We start from the raw sequence: 17,590 nt of genomic DNA on the forward strand, positions 1-17,590 counted from the left end.
TAAACCGACAACCTGATGTGGCCTTACCCTAAAAAATTTTTTGAAATATCTCGGACATAGTTGTTCAAAAGGCTATTGTTTCGATATATATCTACAAACTAGATTCACAGGTGTGATTTAATAAGTAGAAATAATTTTATATCAACTTCTTTATTCTTTAAATATTTATATACATTTATTTCATTATCACATTCCCCAGTTCACTTAATCAAATCACTATGATGAAACGCTATCTGCTTTTTTGCCAGTTGGCATTACTTCCAACGCTGGCAGCACATGCGCAGTTTACGGCAGGGACCGAAGGGTTCTTTATTGCGCAGGACACGCAAGTCTTTATCGACAGCCTAACCCTGAAACCGAGCGCCGACTTCACGCTGACGTCGCAGACGCTGACCATTTCGCCGACGGCCATTCCTGGTTCGCCGCCCAGCATCGCGCGGGTTTACAACCTCACCACGCCGGTGGATTTTCAGGGTGTGGCGGGTTTCTTCTACCGGGCTTCCGAGCTGAACGGCAACACCGAAAGCACTTTGCAGCTCAACCACGGTAATGCCAGCTTCGTGTCGACCACCGGTAGCACGGTGAATACGGGCCAGCATTACATTTCGAATACCTTGCCGCTCACCAATTTCACTTCGCTGACTGCCGCGCAGGAGAACGCTTTGCCTGTGACGCTCGTCGCATTCCAGGTTAAGCGCGTCGAAAACGCGACCGTACTGACCTGGCAAACGACCGAGGAACGCAACAGCGACCATTTTGAAATCCTGCAAAGCGAAGATGCGCGCAGCTGGACTGCATTAGGTACGGTGAATGCCGCGAAAGAAAGCAACTCCAGAAAGGATTACACCTTCCGGGATGCGGCAGAGCGGTTTGGTACCCAGTACTACCGGCTCAAAATGGTGGATACCGACGGTACTTTTGCTTACAGCGCCATCCAGTCGATCCGCCTGGCGTCCGGCGGGCTCATCAGTGCCTATCCTAACCCCGTTGTGGACAAGCTGCTGATCGGCTCCAAGGAGGCGCTGGCGAGTGTCAAAGTAACCGACCTGGCAGGGCGTTCAATTTTACAGGTATCAAAGCCTGTGGCTGGCCAGGAGGTAAGCCTGAAAAGCTACCCGGCCGGTACCTACCTCGTGAAAGTTGAAACAGCTGCCGGTAAAACGCAGGTTATCAAAATCATCAAACAATAAACATTCGCATTCCCATGAAAAGAACATATATTTTCAATGCTATTTCGTCCCGGAAAACCTTGAAAGGGACTATCCTGGCAGCAGCGCTTGCCTTGTTCACATTGACCGCCAAAGCGCAGGTGGGCGTAGGGACCATCAGCCCCGACGGTAGTGCCCAGCTGGAAGTACAATCCACCTCGAAAGGTTTGCTCATCCCGCGTATGCTCGACACCGAACGCGCGGGTATCTCGGCGCCTGCTACCGGCTTGCTCGTGTACCAAACCAATGGTAACGCCGGCTTCTGGTATTACACGGGCTCGGAATGGGTTCCGCTGAAAACACCGCCGGCTGTGGCCAACCCGTCCATTATACCTTACGCTTCCGGTACACCGGCCGTCGTGACGACCCTGCTCGGCGGATTGGCAGGTACTACTTCCGTGATCGGCTTCGGCTCATCCGCAGCGGGCATATCGCTTGTAGGCGGGCTTATTGATGCCACTGGGCTCACCAACATGGCATTTTCGGTGCCTCGCGCAGGTAACATTACGTCCATTTCGGGATTTTTCAGCAACACGGTGGCATTGGCACTGATCGGCGCCACCGTTACGCTGCAAGGCCAATTGTACTCAGCTCCTCCGGGAAGCAACTCATTTGCCCCGGTACCTGGTGCAATTGTCTCGCTGGCGCCCGGATTTACCGGTATTCTGGCCATCGGAACCACATCGACAGGCATTACATCGGGACTGAACATACCTGTTACGGCAGGAACAAGACTGCTGCTGGTGCTTTCAGCCTCAGGAACCGGTATCCCCATCGCAACGACCGTTTCCGGCTATTTCAGTGCAGGTGTCGGGATCAACTAAGGCCTGCATTCAGAATTAATCAAAAGAGCTTCCGGACAATGGAAGCTCTTTTGATTAATCCCCTATAATTTCCCGTACCGCCAGCTAATACCCGCCTGCCAGCCGATCCAGGAGGTAACGTTCGAGCTTCCGAGGCGGATGTTCGGGTAACCGGAGGGCGGAAATGACTTGTAGCCCTTTTTGACTTCTGCGCCATCGCCGTCGTAAATCGTGTAGGATGGTCCTGCAAAAAGGAGGAAATGCTTGCCCGGCTTGTATGTAGCGGCGATTTGCAAGCGGTAAACGGAGGGCATTTTTTCCCAATCGCCCTGGTAAATGTTCTGGCTGACGACCTCTACAAAAAAGCCTGTTTTACGGAACGGATAAAATTCCCGCCCGATCCCGGCGCCGAATGTCTGCACTTTTTTATCGGCGTTGAAACCCGTTCCGGCCATGAGCAGGCTGTAAAATTTGTGGGTGCCCATTTTCCAGGCCACATTCAGCGGCGCGACGTCGGTCGCATATACCGAAATATTGGATGTACTTTTTCTGACAATATTAAAAAGCCCGATACTCGCACCGGACGAGCTGTCGGCGATATTGACGATACCTACCTGCACGCCGCGCATTCGTCTGGCATAATTGAACGGGGCAAGCTGCACCCCTTTGATGTTCCGGGCAATGTTGATACCGCCGGCAATCTGCGTTGCACGGATCGAATCGCGGGCGTTGTTGGCCGCCCCGGCGATCTGCACGCCCTGGAACACGCCCCTAACCTGATTATACCCGCCGGAGATCTGCGCCCCGCTTCCGCCGTTACGGATAAGGCTAATGGCACCCGAGATCTGCGCACCGTCTATGCCGCCGCCCGTCCGGCTCAGGAACCCGCTCACCTGCACGCCGTCCACGCGCTTCCGCACCATGCCGCTAAACCCGGAAACCTGTACCCCGTGCAGCGAATCGAGCACATTGTTACTGAACCCGGCAATCTGCACCCCATTCACGTGCCCCGACACCACGTTGAATGCCCCCGCCAGCTGCACATAGCGTACATTTTCTTTGGAAATATTAAAACCGCCCGCGATTTCGACGCCATTCACCCCGGCTGTGTAGCCGCCTGCGAGGTTCAGTGAAAACTTGTTCACCACCTGCCCGCTCATGCGCCCGTGCGTCCCCAACCCGGGTGTGAGCGAGGCCTGATAGGGCAATGCCACGAAAAAACGCCCTATGTTCCGGCTCTGCGCACGCAGCCGCGCCGAAAGGAACAGTCGCCCGAGCCAGGTAGATTCTCCCTCGGCATACCGGACAATGAGCGGGTCGAGGTCCACCGCTTTTTGCTGAATGCGCAGGGTACGCTCGGTTTCGTCGGCCTGGGTAATCACCATCGTCGTGTCGCCATAACCTACCTTGCTGATGGTGAGGTACACGGGAAATGCGCGGTCTTTGATCCGCAGCCTGAAACCGCCGTCGTCTTCCGAGAGTGTGGACACAAGCAGCTGCCGCGAATACACGCTGGCATAATCCACGGGCTGGCCGGTCTCGAAATCCAGAATGCGTCCGTTCACGTGGAAGGGTTTTTCTTTGGCAGCAGGCAGGATGATCAGGTAATCGCCCTTTTCCTTGTATTGAAACCGGTTATGAAAAAGTATTTCAAGGACTTGCTTTACCGGCTGGCGGCTGGCATTCAATGTCACCAGGCTGTCGCCGGAAATGAGGTTGCTGTTGTAGGAAAAATAAAACTTCCCCTGCTCGCTCATAGACCGCAGAACGGCAGAAACCGGCTGTCCCTTTACAGAGATGTCAACCGGTTTGTTCAGGATCTGCTGTGCGAAACACCCGCACGGGACCATTATCCAGATCACAGCAAGCCTTAAAATACTACGGAATATAGAATTCTGATTCATCCCGAAAGATAAGGCTATTTCAAAATGATCTGCCCGTGATGGTGTTCAACTTTGAGTGAAAGGGTTTCGCTGATGACGCCCAGGATGCTATCGAGGGAATTTTGGTCAAACGTCGTGTTAATCGGCTCCTCCCACAGTCTTGCGTTGCCGATCACGATGTCGGCGTCGTAGGCTTCGTTCAGGATTTCGACCAGTCGCCATAGCGGCGTGCCGTCGCAGAACAGGCGCCGCGTGCGGTAATAGTTGTGGAATTCGTCGGCTGTTGTGCGCTTTTCGATCTGTGCGCTTTCCTTGATGACCGTCGCTTCTTCCCGCGGCGTAATCCGCACCTTCTCGCCAGCACTCGATACTTCCACCACGCCCGTTTCGACGATCACTTCCGTTTTCTTTGCATTGTCTTTCACATTAAATGAAGTGCCTACCACTTTCACCGTCACGTCTTTCACCGAGATCAGGAACGGCTTGCTTTTATCAGGTTGCACATCGAAAAATGCCTCGCCCGTGAGCTTCACCGGCCGGGTATTCCCCTTGAAGTCGTGCGGATAGGTAATGCTCGACTTTCTGTTGAGCGTTACAATGGAGCCGTCCGGCAGCGTGTCGGTCAGCGGCTGCGCACCCGAGCTTACCGTGAGCATTTCCGGGGCGGCATTCCGTGTGGAGACGAGATAGCTCAGCCAGCCTACGCCGGCCGTGAGCAGTACCATCGCCACCATTCGTAGAATCCTGAAAACCGGCCTGACATGCAGCGGGATTATGTCGTGCTCGGGTTCTGAGGTCCTCGTGCGGGCTTTGAACCGCTCCCAGGCTGCATTTTCGTCCACGGTGCTTACCCGCGCAAACCGCTTGCTTTCGGCCCATATGAGCTCGAAATGCTCAAAATACTGCTGGTTATCGTCGTCGTCGAGCAGCCATTGCTTGATCTCGATCTGCTCGGCAAAGCTGGCCTCGTCGAGCATCGACTTCACCAGCAGTTCATCTATATGGGGGTTGTGTTCTGTTTTCATGACTGATCAGCTGAGGAAAAATAGTAAAATGGATGCCGGGAGGAAGTCGGCGAGTTTGACGCGCAGCAGCCGTAATGCCTTGCCCATCTGGTTTTCCACCGTTTTGACGGGCAGCTGAAGGCGATCGGCGATTTCCTGGTATTTCAATTCTTCAAACCGGCTCATCTGGAAAATCGTCCGGCATTTCTCGGGGAGCTCGCGCAATGCAATGTCCAGGCGTGTTTCGAGCTCCGACAGTTCGAGGGCGTGCGAGGCGTGGTCGCTCTGCTGTTCCTGGTGGAGCACGTAGTTTTGATGCGCTTCGCGTACTTTCAGGTGTTTGAGGTAATTGAGGCTCTCGTGGTACACCGACCGGTACAAATATCCGCTGACCGATTCGCGGATATCGATATGATCGGTTTTTTCCCACAACCGGCAAAACACGTTCTGGACCATCTCTTCGGCCATGACATCGTCCTTCAAGATCGTGCAGGCGTAAGCGTGCAATCCTTTGAAATGTTTTTTGAAAACTTTCTCGAACTCCGATTCCCTGTCCCTGCTCAAAACCGTTACGTGGTCATCCGCTAAGGCTGCATTCATTGCACTGACTGGTTAATGTAAAAAAATAAGCGCCCGACTCGGGTTGTACAATGCATTGACAACCGGTCGGGCGCTTACCCTAAATTTTCCCGAAAAATTATCGGGGTATTGCTTGACTATTTCTTCTTGGCCGCCTTGGTAGTATCGGCTTTGTTGGTTTTGTAACGCTTATCGGGCGTACCGTCTTTTTTGAGGTGTTTGTTCTCTTTGTAGCGTTTGTCTGGTGTTCCGTCCTTTTTCAGTTTGGCTTCTGTTTTCTGTTTTTCGGCCGGTGTGGTCTGAGCAAACATCGGCGCCGCCACGGCCATCATCGCCAGCAGCATCCATGCTTTCAGGTTTTTCATAGTTGACAAAATTTATGTGAGTGATAGTTTAATGTGAGGCTAAATTACAATTCCTGGCTGAAATACAAGGGTTAGAATCTTCGAAAGAGGAAGTTTAATCAGGATTTAATGCTAATAAAAATTGTGACCGATCTGAGATACCATCGTAACAAGGGGCGTACACTATAAACATGTCTTGTTATGAAAAATCAAAAATTGATGGTGAATGATCGGGAAATCGGTATGCTGAGCCAGGGCAACGGGGATTATATTTCATTAACGGATATTGCCCGGCAGAAAAACAGCGCCCCCGGCCTGGTGATCGCCAACTGGATGCGGACCCGGTTTACAATTGAATTTAACGGTCTCTGGGAACAGCTTCACAACCCTGATTTTAACATACTCGAATTCGAATATGTTAAAAATGAAGCGGGAGGTAACAGCTTCGTTCTCAACGCAAAGCAATGGATCGAAAAAACCAATGCGATCGGAATAATTTCAAAATCCGGCCGGTACAACGGCGGAACATTCGCGCACAAAGATATCGCCTTCGAGTTCGCCTCCTGGATTTCGCCTTCCTTTAAACTCTACCTGATCAAAGAATTCCAGCGTTTAAAAGAAGGAGAAAACGACCGTCTCCAACTCGACTGGGACCTGAGGCGCAGCCTGGCAAAAATCAATTACTCCATTCAAACGGACGCGATCAAGGAAAACCTGATTCCCAAAGAGCTTGATCCAATAGCCGTCGGCAAAATTTACGCAGAAGAGGCAGATATTCTGAACCTCGCATTATTTGGCATCACGGCCCGCGAATGGTCGGATATGAATCCAAACAGCGGTAACCTTCGCGATTCTGCTACGTTGGAACAGCTCGTGGTACTTTCGAACCTGGAAAGTATCAATGCCATGCTCATCGGCCAGAGGCGGCCAGCGACAGAGCGCATGATGGAACTGAACCGCATCGCGATCATTCAAATGAAGTCCCTTGTCGCAAGCCATGCGCTGCAAAAAGCTGCATTCTCGATAGATCAATCAAAATGATAGGTATTATCTTTGTATAAATGGAATTTATTGAACTCTTTCTCTTATGAACATCCAGCAACTGGAATATATCGTCGCCGTCGACAATCACAGGCATTTTGTGCAGGCGGCCGAGCATTGCAATGTTACCCAGCCTACCCTTTCGATGATGATCAGAAAGCTCGAAGAAGAGCTTTCTATTAAAATTTTCGACCGCACGAAGCAGCCGATCGTGCCCACGAGCGTCGGGCGGGAGATTATCGATCAGGCCAGGACCATTTTGCGGGAAACGTCGCGTATTAATGAAATTGCCAAGCATTTCAACGGCGACCTGTCGGGTGAACTGCACGTGGGCGTCATCCCGACCATCGCACCCTATCTTCTGCCGCATTTCGTGAATCCATTCATTTCCAATTACCCGGATATCAAGCTCCACGTCTCCGAAATGATCACCGACCGCATCATCAGCGGACTCAAAATGGGTAATCTCGATGTGGGCATCATCGCGTCGGTTTCGGAAGAAAACAGCTTGCAGGAAATCCCGCTTTATAAGGAACGCTTTTACGCCTACGTATCAGAAAAAACGGATTTGTATGCCAAACAGTACATCCTGCCTACCGACATCGAGCCCAACGAGCTCTGGCTGCTCGAAGAAGGGCATTGCTTCCGCACGCAAATCCAGCGCCTCTGCGAACTGAGCCGGAGCAGCCAGTTCGGCAGCAGTTTCAGCTACCGCTCGGGCAGCATCGAAACGCTGATCCGCATGGTGGAACGCAACGGCGGCATCACCATCCTTCCCGAAATGGCCGTGATGGAACTGTCGGAAGAACGTCAGAAGCACATCCGCCACTTTCGTTTCCCGGAACCCGCCCGCGAGGTATGCCTCGTCGTGAACCGCGAACAAATGAAAGCCCGCCTCATCGACGCCCTGCGGGAGGGCATTACCGCCCATCTGCCGGAGGGGATATTGGATAAGGAACTGGAAGTTAGGGTGTTATGAAATTTATGTTAGAAGAAAGGAAGGTTATTATAATTACACTTTAAGAATAGTTAAGAAATACGCCCCGCACGCCCCTTCAAATAGCCTTCCATCTGTTCCAAAGTCAGCGCGTTGAAGGTCATATCCTTTGTCAAACCGCCCTTTCTGGCATTGGCTACGCCGTAGTGCATATCGAGATAGCCTTCCATCGCATGGGCGTCGGGGTTGATGCTGAGCATCACGCCTTTTTCCATGCAGTAGGCAATCCAGCGCCAGTCGAGGTCCAGGCGCCAGGGAGAGGCATTGATTTCGATCACGACGCCGTTGGCGGCGCAGGCATCGATGATCACCTGGTGGTCGATCGGGTAACCTTCGCGGGACAGAAGCAGGCGGCCCGTCGGGTGGCCCAATATCGTTGTATAGGGATTTTCGATGGCTTTCAGCAGGCGTGCCGTGGCTTTTTCGAGTGTCATCGTGAGGTTGCTGTGCACGGATGCCACAATGTAATCGAACGAGGCGAGCACGTCCGCCGGGTAATCCAACGAGCCGTCGCCGAGGATGTCCGACTCGATTCCTTTCAGTATTTTGAATGGTTTTGCGGGATTTTCTGCCGCAAAACGGGCGTTCAGCCGCGCTATTTCCTCGTGCTGGCGAATTACTTCTTCCACTTTCAGTCCCTGCGCGTACGTAGCCGTTTGCGAGTGGTCGGCGATGCCGAGGTACTCGAAACCGAGTTCCCGGCAGTACAGTGCCATTTGTTCGAGGGTATGCTGGCCGTCGGAGTAAGTGCTGTGGTTGTGCAGAATTCCTTTGAGATCGTCCCAGGTCACCAGTTGGTCTGGCGTGCGGGTTTCGGCCCAGACGAGTTCGCCGGCGCCTTCGCGCATTTCGGGAACGATGTACGGCAGGCCCGCTTTTTCGTAAATAGCCTGCTCGGTGTCGGCGGTATCGTAGTATGCATGCCGCCAGATCGTGCTGCCCGATGTCCCTGCCAGGCCCAGGTGGTCGGCGCCGGCAGTTTCGAGGAACAGTTCGTTCACGAGCCTTTCCGGTTTCACGGCCACGATCTCTATCGCGACCGCCACGTCCTGCACATTACCCCGCCACACAAATGGCGACGAAGACTTTTCATCCTGCACCAGCACGTCGATCGCACCGATGGTCGCCTGCAGAAGGGCCGGCGAATCGGTGCCTACCAGCACGCGGATCGTTTCCACGACCTCCGATTTTCTCCTCACCTCCCCTGCCACTTCTACCTGATCGAATGTCTTTTTCAATTCATTCACAATTACTTGCGCCACGGCATCGGCCTTGTCCATGCGGAGCTTCCCTGCCTGGTCTTTCAGGAATGCCAGCGAATCGAGGATTTTTTGCTGGGTATTGCCCCCGAAACCTTTGACTTTGGCAACCGTACCATTCAGGCACGCCAGTTCGAGTTCGTGCAGGTTGTCGATCCCCAGCTCCTGCCACAGCACGGCTATCTTTTTGGGACCTATACCTTTAATATTAAACATTTCCATCACACCCAGCGGTGTGTTGGCGATGAGCTCTTCCAATTCGGGGAACGTGCCGGTTTTGGCAATCTGCGCGATTTTGGTGGCCGTACTTTTCCCAACCCCCTGCAATTTCGTCAGCTCCTGCTCGGTCATGTATTGCAGTTCGCCTTCTTTGTATTTGTCCAGGTAAAAAGCCGCTACCGAATACCCTTTGATCTTGAAAGGGTCGGCATTGTGCAGTTCGAGCAGTTTGGCGGTCAGTTCGAGAACTTCTACGATTTCGGAATTACTCATGGGGATCGGGATTGATGAATTCATTGCGAATTACGACGTATGGATCAGCATTTGCAAGCGGGCGATACCCCGCGGTTGCCCTGATAGAGTAAATATTCCAGAAAAAAATATTTATAGTGATAATTCACCGGGCCGATAGCCGACGCCGGTGGCAAGCCAGTATATCCATTAACCATTTCGAAACTCTTACCTTTTCTTATTCCAATGAATGTAGATCAATTGAAAAGTTACCGCGACGAAATCCGCCAGCATTTGACGACCGAACTACTCCCTTTCTGGGAAAATCGCGCTGTGGACAAGGAAAACGGCGGTTTTATCACCCATTTCGACAATGCAGGCAACGATTCCGGCGAGGACGAAAAGTCGCTGATCGCGCAGACCCGCACCGTATACACCTTCTCTTCCGCGCACCGGGCGGGTTATGGCGAGGGCCGGTATGCCGACATTGCGCGCCACGGGGTGGATTTTCTGATCAACAAAATGTGGGATAACGAGCACGGCGGTTTCTACTGGCTGATGGACCGTAAAGGCAACGTCAAAATCGATGAAAAGATCGTCTATGGCCACAGTTTCGCCATTTACAGCCTTGCGGAATACACACTCGCCACGGGCGACCCGCGCGGTCTCGAATACGCGGAAAAGGTTTTTGATTTACTACAAAAACACGGCGCGGACACCTACTACGGCGGTTACTTCGAAATGTTCCACCGAAACTGGGACCTTAAAGGCCCGGGCGCTGCCGGCGGCGACCGCAAGACGCTCGATGCGCATATGCACCTCATGGAAGCATTCACGACACTATATGAAGCATCGGGCAAGCAGGTGCATCGCCGCAAGCTCATTGAGATTATCCGCTTGCTGATTAATAAGATCATGCACCCGCAGTACAAAACGGGCATTCCGCAATTTTGGGAAGACTGGACGGTGGCACCGCAGATCAAATTCGACATTATCTGGGGATGGGACCGCTTCACGGCCGACGGCGTCAAAAGCGCCGCCGAGGACAATACCAGCTATGGCCATAATGTGGAGTTTGCATGGCTGCTTATGCATGCGCTCGACATCGCGGGCATTCCCTACGATGAGTACCACGACCAGCTGAAAGCTTCCTACGACCACGCCGTGGCGTACGGCATCGACTGGGAGTTCGGAGGTGTGTATGTGGAAGGATCGCACGCAGGTGAGGTGTACGACCGCGAGAAGGAATTCTGGCAGCAGGCGGAGGTGATCATCGGGATGCTGGATGCTTACCGGGTGTATGGCGATGAGAAGTACCTCAAAGCTTACGATGCCACGCACCGCTTTGTTTTTGATAAAATGATCCACCATTCCGTGGGCGAGTGGCTGCCGTTGCTGACCCGCCAGGGCGAGCCGATCTGGAAGCACATGAGCCATTCGTGGAAGGTCAATTACCATTCGGTGCGCTCGATGGTGCAGGGTATCGTGCGTTTGAACAAGCTGATCGACCGTGGCTGATTTCGCGGCCGAACCGGAATGATACGTCGCAAGAATTTGGACGTTTCGTGTAAATTTTTGCTCATTAACATGGCCTGAATCGCCTAAAAAGGGGCGTATGGCAATGGAATGGTTCTTGAAACAAGTTATTCAACAAGCGTCGGCAACGGCGCTATTACAAACTCAAAACCACACAATCATGAGCTCATTCACACAACAAGTAAAAGGCAACTGGAACGAAATCAAAGGAAAGTTCAAGCAACAATACGCTGACTTGACCGACGACGACCTGCTTTATGAAGAAGGAAAAGAAGATGAACTTCTTGGAAAGATTCAGAAGAAGATCGGTAAAACCAGAGAGGAAGTAGAACAGGAGGTAAATAGCTGGTCAAACTAGATCTGAAAACAGGTCGATATAAAGCCCCGGAGCCATTGGTGCCGGGGCTTTTTTTGTAGTAATCAGCCACCGGGAAGCGCTTTTAACCTATATTCCCGAAACAATAATCCTAAATCCGCATTCAGCAATGAATCCTAATGAAATACCTGTCGGCATTGTCGGCCTTGGTTTAATGGGTTGCAGTATTGTGACCTGCCTGCTCATTGCCGGTCACCCGGTAGCGGCGATTGCGCCCGTCCCGGCCGACCTCGACCATGCCGAACGCCGCATCCGAGAGCATTTACAGAATGCCTGGCAAAACGGTATCATCGACAACGAGCCCGAATATTACCTGCGCCGGCTGATCATCAGCGAAGATTATTCGGTACTGCACCCCTGCAAGCTGGTGAATGAATGCACGATCGAAAACGTCGATATTAAAAATGCCGTGTACCGCAAGATCGAGCAGGAAATTTCGGCCGACGCCTTGCTGACCAGCAACACCTCGGCGATTCCGATCAGCCAGCTGCAAAAGCTCACACAGCACCCCGAACGCTTCCTCGGCCTGCACTGGACCGAACCTGCGCACACGACCCGGTTCCTGGAAATCATCTGCGGCGACGATACGGACATTCAAAAGGGCGAATATTTGTACGAATTATCGCATTTGTGGGGCAAGGAGCCTATTCTCGTCCGGAAAGACATTGCGGGCTTCATCACCAACCGCCTCATGTATGCGATGTACCGCGAGGCCATCAGCCTGGTAGAGAACGGTTATGCCACGATCGAGGACGTGGACCGCTCGTGCCGCAACAATGCAGGCTATTTCATGACGTTCGTGGGCGTATTCCGCTGGATGGACCTCACCGGCGTGCCGGCATACCACACCGTGATGAAAAACCTGCTTCCTACCCTCAACAACAGCACCGAAATTCCCGAGCTGATCGACAAGGTCGTGCGGGAAGGCGGCAAGGGCGTACTCAACTCTCACGGTTTCTACGAATACGAGCCGGGCGAAGCGGAAGTTTGGGAGGAAACATTCAAGGAATTCACCTACGACATTCGCGAGCTGGCACTGAAATACCCGGGGGATATTGTAAAACGGCGGCTGGCAGAAAAGAAAAATCAGGAGTCATGATTGTCCCAGCCCATCGCTTCGCGGAACGCTTCACAGGACATTGTATCACCTGTATCAAGTTCTTCCGTGGTTTGCAGCAATGCCCGGTCTTCAAGTTCAAGATTTTCAATATTCACATTCCATCCTAATTCACTTTACCGTCCTGCAAAAACATCGTTGTCCCCGACACACCGTCGCTATCCTTCAAATAGATGAATGCGTACTTGAAACCTTCTTTCGGGACGGGGTAGGTAATGGACTGGATGTCGGGATGGTAAGTGGCGGGATGGTGCTGCCATACACGATGCTCGTTGTCGGACGTCGTGTCGTTGGTGTAATAGAATTCGGCGGAGGCCAGTTGCTTTCCGGCGACGGGTTTGAGCACCGCTACGACCTGATTATCCCTGACCGTGACAGCCGAAAATGAGAGGAATGGCCTCGGATTACCATTCAATGCGCCGTCAAAAAAGGTGCGGATCTCAACGGGCGCCCAGCCGTCCTTGTGGCTATGCGGCATGTCCGGGATAATGCAGACCTGCTTATTATCGGCGAGGTCGCAGGTCTTTTTGTAAGGCCCTACATTATAGTGCTTGTCCTTATTGCCATTGATAAAATACATAAACGGCTTGGCATAACGCAAGTATGAGGCAGGATCGAAATGCCTGATCCACAACTTTCTGCCATTAAAACTCAGCGCATTGAGCGGCTCCTTGAAAACGTCGGATTCGATGTAGTACGCGCAGCCGTACACCGGCGCGGCGGCGATGAAGCGGTTATCAAGGCTGGCGACGATACAGGTAAGATACCCGCCCCAGCTGATGCCCGTCACCCCCGTCCTGATGGGGTCGATTTCGGGAAAGCTGAGCAGCAGGGAATGCGCCAGGATGGAGCTCGCTACGGCATGGTAGCTCCATACGTCGCGCAGGTTCCCTTGTTCGATTTTCTGAAATTTGTTATCGTTGGACTGCTCCGGGCCGGGATGTGCTACTTTTTGTCCATCGGGACCATTGCCTGACAAATCCATCGCAATGGCCGCATAACCCTCCCTGGCCCATTTCTCCACCCATTCGCGGAATGCCTTGCCGCCGCCGCCGTGGATGAGCACGAGGCCGGGGAATTTCTGCTTACCTCCCGGCTTGCCTGCGATGATATCCGGGTTGGAGTAGTAAGCGAACACCTCGGTAGGCTTGCCTTCATAGTCGACGCTTTGGTACAACAATGAACGAACGGGGCCCGCCTGATCTACCCAGCGGAATTGCGGCGCGCTGCTGAGCTCTTTCAGGTCCCACAAAAGGCTGTCGGTACGGATGTTTTTTGTATCGATCAGCCACGGCCGGCTGAACTGCGCATGGGCGGCCGACGCCAGCAATAGCAGTATGGCAATGATTTTTTTCACCCTGTTCATTGATGTTTTGACACACAAATATTTTTCAGCAAAAAATAGCCAAAAACCCGATCATTTTAATGCAAATGGTGGTTCTTCTAAAAAGTCTTGACTAGTTTTGGACTACCCTTTGGCAGGCTGTTCCTAACCCGGAAAACGATATTTTTTCAGTAAATCTATTCCCATGAACGACTTCATAGCCGCCAGATCCCAAATGGCCCTCTCCCTGGGTTTTCATATCATATTTTCCTGCATCGGCATGGTCATGCCCTTTTTTATGGCCGTCGCCCACTTTTATTATCTCAAAACCGGACAGGCCGTTTACAAAAACGTTACCAAAGCTTGGAGCAAGGGCGTTGCGATCTTTTTCGCGACCGGCGCCGTGTCGGGGACGGTACTTTCGTTTGAGCTCGGACTGCTGTGGCCGGAATTTATGAAACATGCCGGACCTATTTTCGGAATGCCGTTTTCGCTTGAAGGAACGGCATTTTTTATTGAAGCGATCGCCCTCGGTTTTTTCCTGTACGGCTGGGACCGGTTCAATCCGTGGTTCCATTGGTTCACGGGCGTGGTCGTGGGCGTGAGCGGGCTCGCGTCGGGCATACTGGTAGTGGCTGCCAACGCGTGGATGAACAGCCCTGCGGGTTTTGAATACCTGAACGGCCAATACCTGAACATCGACCCGATCGCGGCGATGTTCAACGAAGCCTGGTTTTCGCAGGCATTGCACATGACGATCGCGGCATTTGCAGCCACGGGCTTCGCGGTGGCGGGCGTCCACGCGCTCATGATCCTGCGCGGGAGCCATGTACTTTTCCATACCAAGTCATTCACGATCGCGGCCGTGTTCGGCTGCGTGGCGGCGCTGGTACAGCCATTGAGCGGCGACATTTCCGCCAAAGACGTAGCCATTCGGCAACCTGCCAAACTGGCGGCCATGGAAGCACATTTCCATACCGAAAAATCGGCGTCCCTGATTGTTGGAGGTATTCCCAATGAAGAAAAAAAGCAAGTCGATTACGCCATTAAATTGCCCGGTTTTCTGAGTTTCCTCGCACACGGCGATTTTACCGCCGAGGTGACCGGCCTCGACCGCATTCCGGAGGAAAACCATCCGCCCGTCGCCATTACGCACTATGCATTTCAGATTATGGTGGGAATGGGCATGGCGATGATGCTTATTGCCGTACTTTATTTCACGGCATTATGGAAAAAACGCAAATGGTTGCAGGAGCCGTGGCTGCTGAAACTCTTCGCCCTCGCCACGCCGCTGGGATTCATCGCCGTAGAAGCCGGCTGGACCGTGACCGAAGTAGGCCGCCAGCCGTGGATCATTTACAACATCATGCGCACCGCCGACGCCGTCACCCCTATGCCTGGCATTGCCTATTCATTCTATCTTTTCACCGCCATTTACGCCTCGCTGGCAGTCTTCGTCGTGTTTATGCTTTACCGGCAGATCAAGATGGTTGGAAGGCTTTATGATCATAATTAGTCATGAATGGTCGAATGACTGAATGATTGAATATTATGAAAAATCATTCGGTCATTCCATCATTCCATCATTCAATATTAGCTATGCTATACATCGTCATCACATACCTCTGGGCGTCTATCCTGCTATATCTGCTCCTGGGCGGGGCGGATTTTGGGGCGGGGATCATCGAGCTTTTTACTTCGCAGAAGAATAAGCAGGTTACCCGCAAAACGCTGTATTCGGCCATCGGGCCTATCTGGGAAGCGAATCATATGTGGCTCATCATCGCAATCGTAATCCTGTTTGTCGGGTTTCCCGTCATTTACGCTACGATGTCCGTGAATATGCATATTCCGCTCACGGTCATGCTTATCGGCATCATCGCGCGGGGCACGGCTTTCACGTTCCGGCATTATGACGCCGTCGTCGATGATATGCAGCATCTTTACAACAGCATTTTCGCGGTTTCGAGCTTCACTACTCCGCTGTTCCTCGGCATCATCGCGGGCAGCGCCGTTTCCGGGCATATCGACCCCTCGGCCGCGACGTTCGTCGACGCTTACATTTTCAGCTGGCTGCATTGGTTTTCCATTACCGTTGGCCTGTTTACCGTTTCGATCTGCGGGTTCCTGGCATCGGTTTACCTGATCGGCGAAACCCAAAACGAGCAAGAGCGGCTGCGGTTCGCCCACAAGGCGCAGTTTTTCAACATCGCGGCGGTGGTCTGCGGCGCGTTGGTGTTTGCCGCGGCGTGGTTCGAGCATATCCCGCTTTTCGACTGGGTTTTCGGTAACTGGGTAGGCCGTATCGCCATTTTGTCGGCCACGGCGTCGCTGATATGGATGTGGACTTTGCTTTATCAGGGCAAAACAGGCCTTTTGCGCCCGCTGGCGGGATTTCAGGTGACGATGATTTTACTTACTACCACTTACAAGCATTTCCCGAACATCATCATCCTGAAAGGCGGCGGCTACCTGTCCCTTACCGAGCACGCCGGCCAGGAAAAAACGATCGGGGCACTTGCCTGGGCACTTTTGCTCGGCAGTATCCTCATCCTTCCTGCCCTGTTCTACCTCATTTACAGCTTTCAGAAGAAGCCGATCGGTTACGGCAGCGAAGCGCATTGATTCCCGCGCGCTGACCCGGCTGTTTTAGCCGCTCACGTCAGACCCTGATTCCATTCAATAACCGTGTGATGCCATACGGACATTGGAATGGGCTCAGTTGTGCCCGTTATCATACTTTGTGGAAAAATCGCGGAGGTAACACCGCTATTTCAAAAGTGATTTAAACAACACTTGACCCACCATGATAAAAGCACTGATCATCGACGACGAGCCGCGCGCGCGCAATGTTTTGCACCAGTACATCACGAGTTTCATCCCCGAAATCGTTGAGGTCCGAACGGCGGGCACCGTAGAGGAAGCACGGGGCATCCTGGAATTTTACCGGCCCGATCTCGTATTTCTCGATGTGGAAATGCCTAATCAGAATGGCTTCGATTTCCTGCAATTGCCCCATAATTCCGATTTCGACGTCATTTTCACCACCGCCTACAACCAGTACGCCATCCAGGCCATCAAATTCAGCGCCCTCGACTTCCTGCTGAAACCGATCAGTCCGGAAGACCTGAAAACGGCCGTCAAGCGGCATTTAGACAAGCACGAAAGCTCGCGCTACCGCAAAATGCTGTTCGACAACCTCGCCCTGAACGTCGAAAAGCACGATGTACAGGACTTTCGCCTCGCGGTACCGTCCAGCGACGGCGTTTTCTTCTTCATGATCAGTGAAATTATACGCCTCGAAGCCGACCGCAATTACACGATCATCCACCTGATCGGCAAGCGACCGTTCATCGCCAGCAAAACACTGAAACATTTCGAGGATATGCTGGTCAAGTTCCGGTTCGTCCGCACACATAAGTCCCACCTGGTCAATCTCGACCACATTGTCCGCATCAGCAACAACAACGAATTTATTATCCTTTCCGACGGAACGCGCATCGAGGTTTCGCGCAGGAAAAAGGACGAGGTGCAGCGCCAGCTTAAGATCAACTGACCGGCCCCGGCAAAACAATGTATGGGAATATTTATGGGGAGAAGCGACATTTCCCCGTAAAAAAATATAATTCCTTTGCATTGTTTTGTTTTACTTTACAGCCGTTCCTGCAT

Annotated in this window: 16 protein-coding genes; 10 read left to right on the forward strand and 6 right to left on the reverse strand. The window is 52.5% G+C overall.

Annotated elements, in window-relative coordinates; translation table 11 throughout:
* Positions 1 to 218: 218 nt before the first annotated feature.
* On the forward strand, positions 219 to 1,190 hold the full coding sequence (locus H144_RS0122850; protein ID WP_019944442.1) for a T9SS type A sorting domain-containing protein: 972 nt from the start codon (positions 219 to 221) through the stop codon (positions 1,188 to 1,190).
* Between the two features lie 14 nt (positions 1,191 to 1,204).
* The gene (locus tag H144_RS0122855) at positions 1,205 to 2,032 is read left to right on the forward strand and encodes an exosporium glycoprotein BclB-related protein (protein ID WP_019944443.1); all 828 of its coding nucleotides are present in this window, start codon (positions 1,205 to 1,207) and stop codon (positions 2,030 to 2,032) included.
* A 62-nt stretch (positions 2,033 to 2,094) separates the two neighbouring features.
* On the opposite strand, the gene H144_RS0122860 is transcribed toward H144_RS0122855, so the two are convergent.
* From H144_RS0122860 to H144_RS0122875, 4 genes are all read right to left on the reverse strand, one after another.
* Positions 2,095 to 3,915, reverse strand: a complete 1,821-nt coding sequence (locus H144_RS0122860) for an STN and carboxypeptidase regulatory-like domain-containing protein (protein WP_229207965.1) — start codon at positions 3,913 to 3,915, stop codon at positions 2,095 to 2,097.
* A gap of 14 nt (positions 3,916 to 3,929) precedes the next feature.
* Positions 3,930 to 4,919 carry a FecR family protein gene (locus tag H144_RS0122865; protein ID WP_019944445.1) on the reverse strand — a complete coding sequence of 330 codons (990 nt, stop codon included), beginning with the start codon at positions 4,917 to 4,919 and terminating at the stop codon, positions 3,930 to 3,932.
* Positions 4,920 to 4,925: 6 nt separating this feature from the next.
* The gene (locus H144_RS0122870) at positions 4,926 to 5,498 is read right to left on the reverse strand and encodes an RNA polymerase sigma-70 factor (protein ID WP_019944446.1); all 573 of its coding nucleotides are present in this window, start codon (positions 5,496 to 5,498) and stop codon (positions 4,926 to 4,928) included.
* 116 nt (positions 5,499 to 5,614) lie between these two features.
* A complete protein-coding gene (locus H144_RS0122875; protein WP_019944447.1) occupies positions 5,615 to 5,842 on the reverse strand; it encodes a hypothetical protein in 228 nt (75 codons plus the stop codon).
* A 180-nt stretch (positions 5,843 to 6,022) separates the two neighbouring features.
* On the opposite strand from H144_RS0122875, the gene H144_RS32360 reads away from it, so the two are divergent.
* Positions 6,023 to 6,862 (forward strand): KilA-N domain-containing protein, encoded by an 840-nt coding sequence (locus tag H144_RS32360; protein WP_019944448.1) that lies wholly within the window; start codon positions 6,023 to 6,025, stop codon positions 6,860 to 6,862.
* A 46-nt stretch (positions 6,863 to 6,908) separates the two neighbouring features.
* Complete coding sequence (locus H144_RS0122885) at positions 6,909 to 7,841, forward strand: hydrogen peroxide-inducible genes activator (RefSeq protein WP_019944449.1); 933 nt, start codon at positions 6,909 to 6,911, stop codon at positions 7,839 to 7,841.
* 50 nt (positions 7,842 to 7,891) lie between these two features.
* On the opposite strand, the gene H144_RS0122890 is transcribed toward H144_RS0122885, so the two are convergent.
* Positions 7,892 to 9,610 carry a DNA polymerase/3'-5' exonuclease PolX gene (locus H144_RS0122890; protein ID WP_019944450.1) on the reverse strand — a complete coding sequence of 573 codons (1,719 nt, stop codon included), beginning with the start codon at positions 9,608 to 9,610 and terminating at the stop codon, positions 7,892 to 7,894.
* A 204-nt stretch (positions 9,611 to 9,814) separates the two neighbouring features.
* On the opposite strand from H144_RS0122890, the gene H144_RS0122895 reads away from it, so the two are divergent.
* The 3 genes from H144_RS0122895 (at position 9,815) to H144_RS0122905 (ending at position 12,579) form a co-directional block, all read left to right on the forward strand.
* Entirely contained in the window at positions 9,815 to 11,086 is a 1,272-nt protein-coding gene (locus H144_RS0122895) for a beta-1,2-mannosidase (RefSeq protein ID WP_019944451.1), read from the forward strand.
* A gap of 178 nt (positions 11,087 to 11,264) precedes the next feature.
* Positions 11,265 to 11,462, forward strand: a complete 198-nt coding sequence (locus tag H144_RS0122900) for a CsbD family protein (RefSeq protein ID WP_026350923.1) — start codon at positions 11,265 to 11,267, stop codon at positions 11,460 to 11,462.
* A 127-nt stretch (positions 11,463 to 11,589) separates the two neighbouring features.
* The gene (locus tag H144_RS0122905) at positions 11,590 to 12,579 is read left to right on the forward strand and encodes a 3-hydroxyacyl-CoA dehydrogenase family protein (protein ID WP_033403033.1); all 990 of its coding nucleotides are present in this window, start codon (positions 11,590 to 11,592) and stop codon (positions 12,577 to 12,579) included.
* Positions 12,580 to 12,703: 124 nt separating this feature from the next.
* Here H144_RS0122905 and H144_RS32365 read toward each other — a convergent pair whose 3' ends face one another.
* Positions 12,704 to 13,954, reverse strand: coding sequence for an alpha/beta hydrolase family protein (locus H144_RS32365; RefSeq protein ID WP_169409416.1), 1,251 nt, complete (start codon positions 13,952 to 13,954; stop codon positions 12,704 to 12,706).
* A gap of 172 nt (positions 13,955 to 14,126) precedes the next feature.
* Here H144_RS32365 and H144_RS0122915 point away from each other — a divergent pair, with 172 nt between their 5' ends.
* From H144_RS0122915 to H144_RS0122925, 3 genes are all read left to right on the forward strand, one after another.
* A complete protein-coding gene (locus tag H144_RS0122915; RefSeq protein ID WP_019944455.1) occupies positions 14,127 to 15,437 on the forward strand; it encodes a cytochrome ubiquinol oxidase subunit I in 1,311 nt (436 codons plus the stop codon).
* A gap of 83 nt (positions 15,438 to 15,520) precedes the next feature.
* On the forward strand, positions 15,521 to 16,546 hold the full coding sequence (locus H144_RS0122920) for a cytochrome d ubiquinol oxidase subunit II (RefSeq protein ID WP_019944456.1): 1,026 nt from the start codon (positions 15,521 to 15,523) through the stop codon (positions 16,544 to 16,546).
* Positions 16,547 to 16,727: 181 nt separating this feature from the next.
* Positions 16,728 to 17,477 carry a LytR/AlgR family response regulator transcription factor gene (locus tag H144_RS0122925; RefSeq protein WP_019944457.1) on the forward strand — a complete coding sequence of 250 codons (750 nt, stop codon included), beginning with the start codon at positions 16,728 to 16,730 and terminating at the stop codon, positions 17,475 to 17,477.
* The last annotated feature ends 113 nt before the right edge of the window (positions 17,478 to 17,590 follow it).

The sequence above is a fragment of the Dyadobacter beijingensis DSM 21582 genome (genome assembly GCF_000382205.1).
Taxonomy (GTDB): Bacteria; Bacteroidota; Bacteroidia; order Cytophagales; family Spirosomataceae; genus Dyadobacter; species Dyadobacter beijingensis.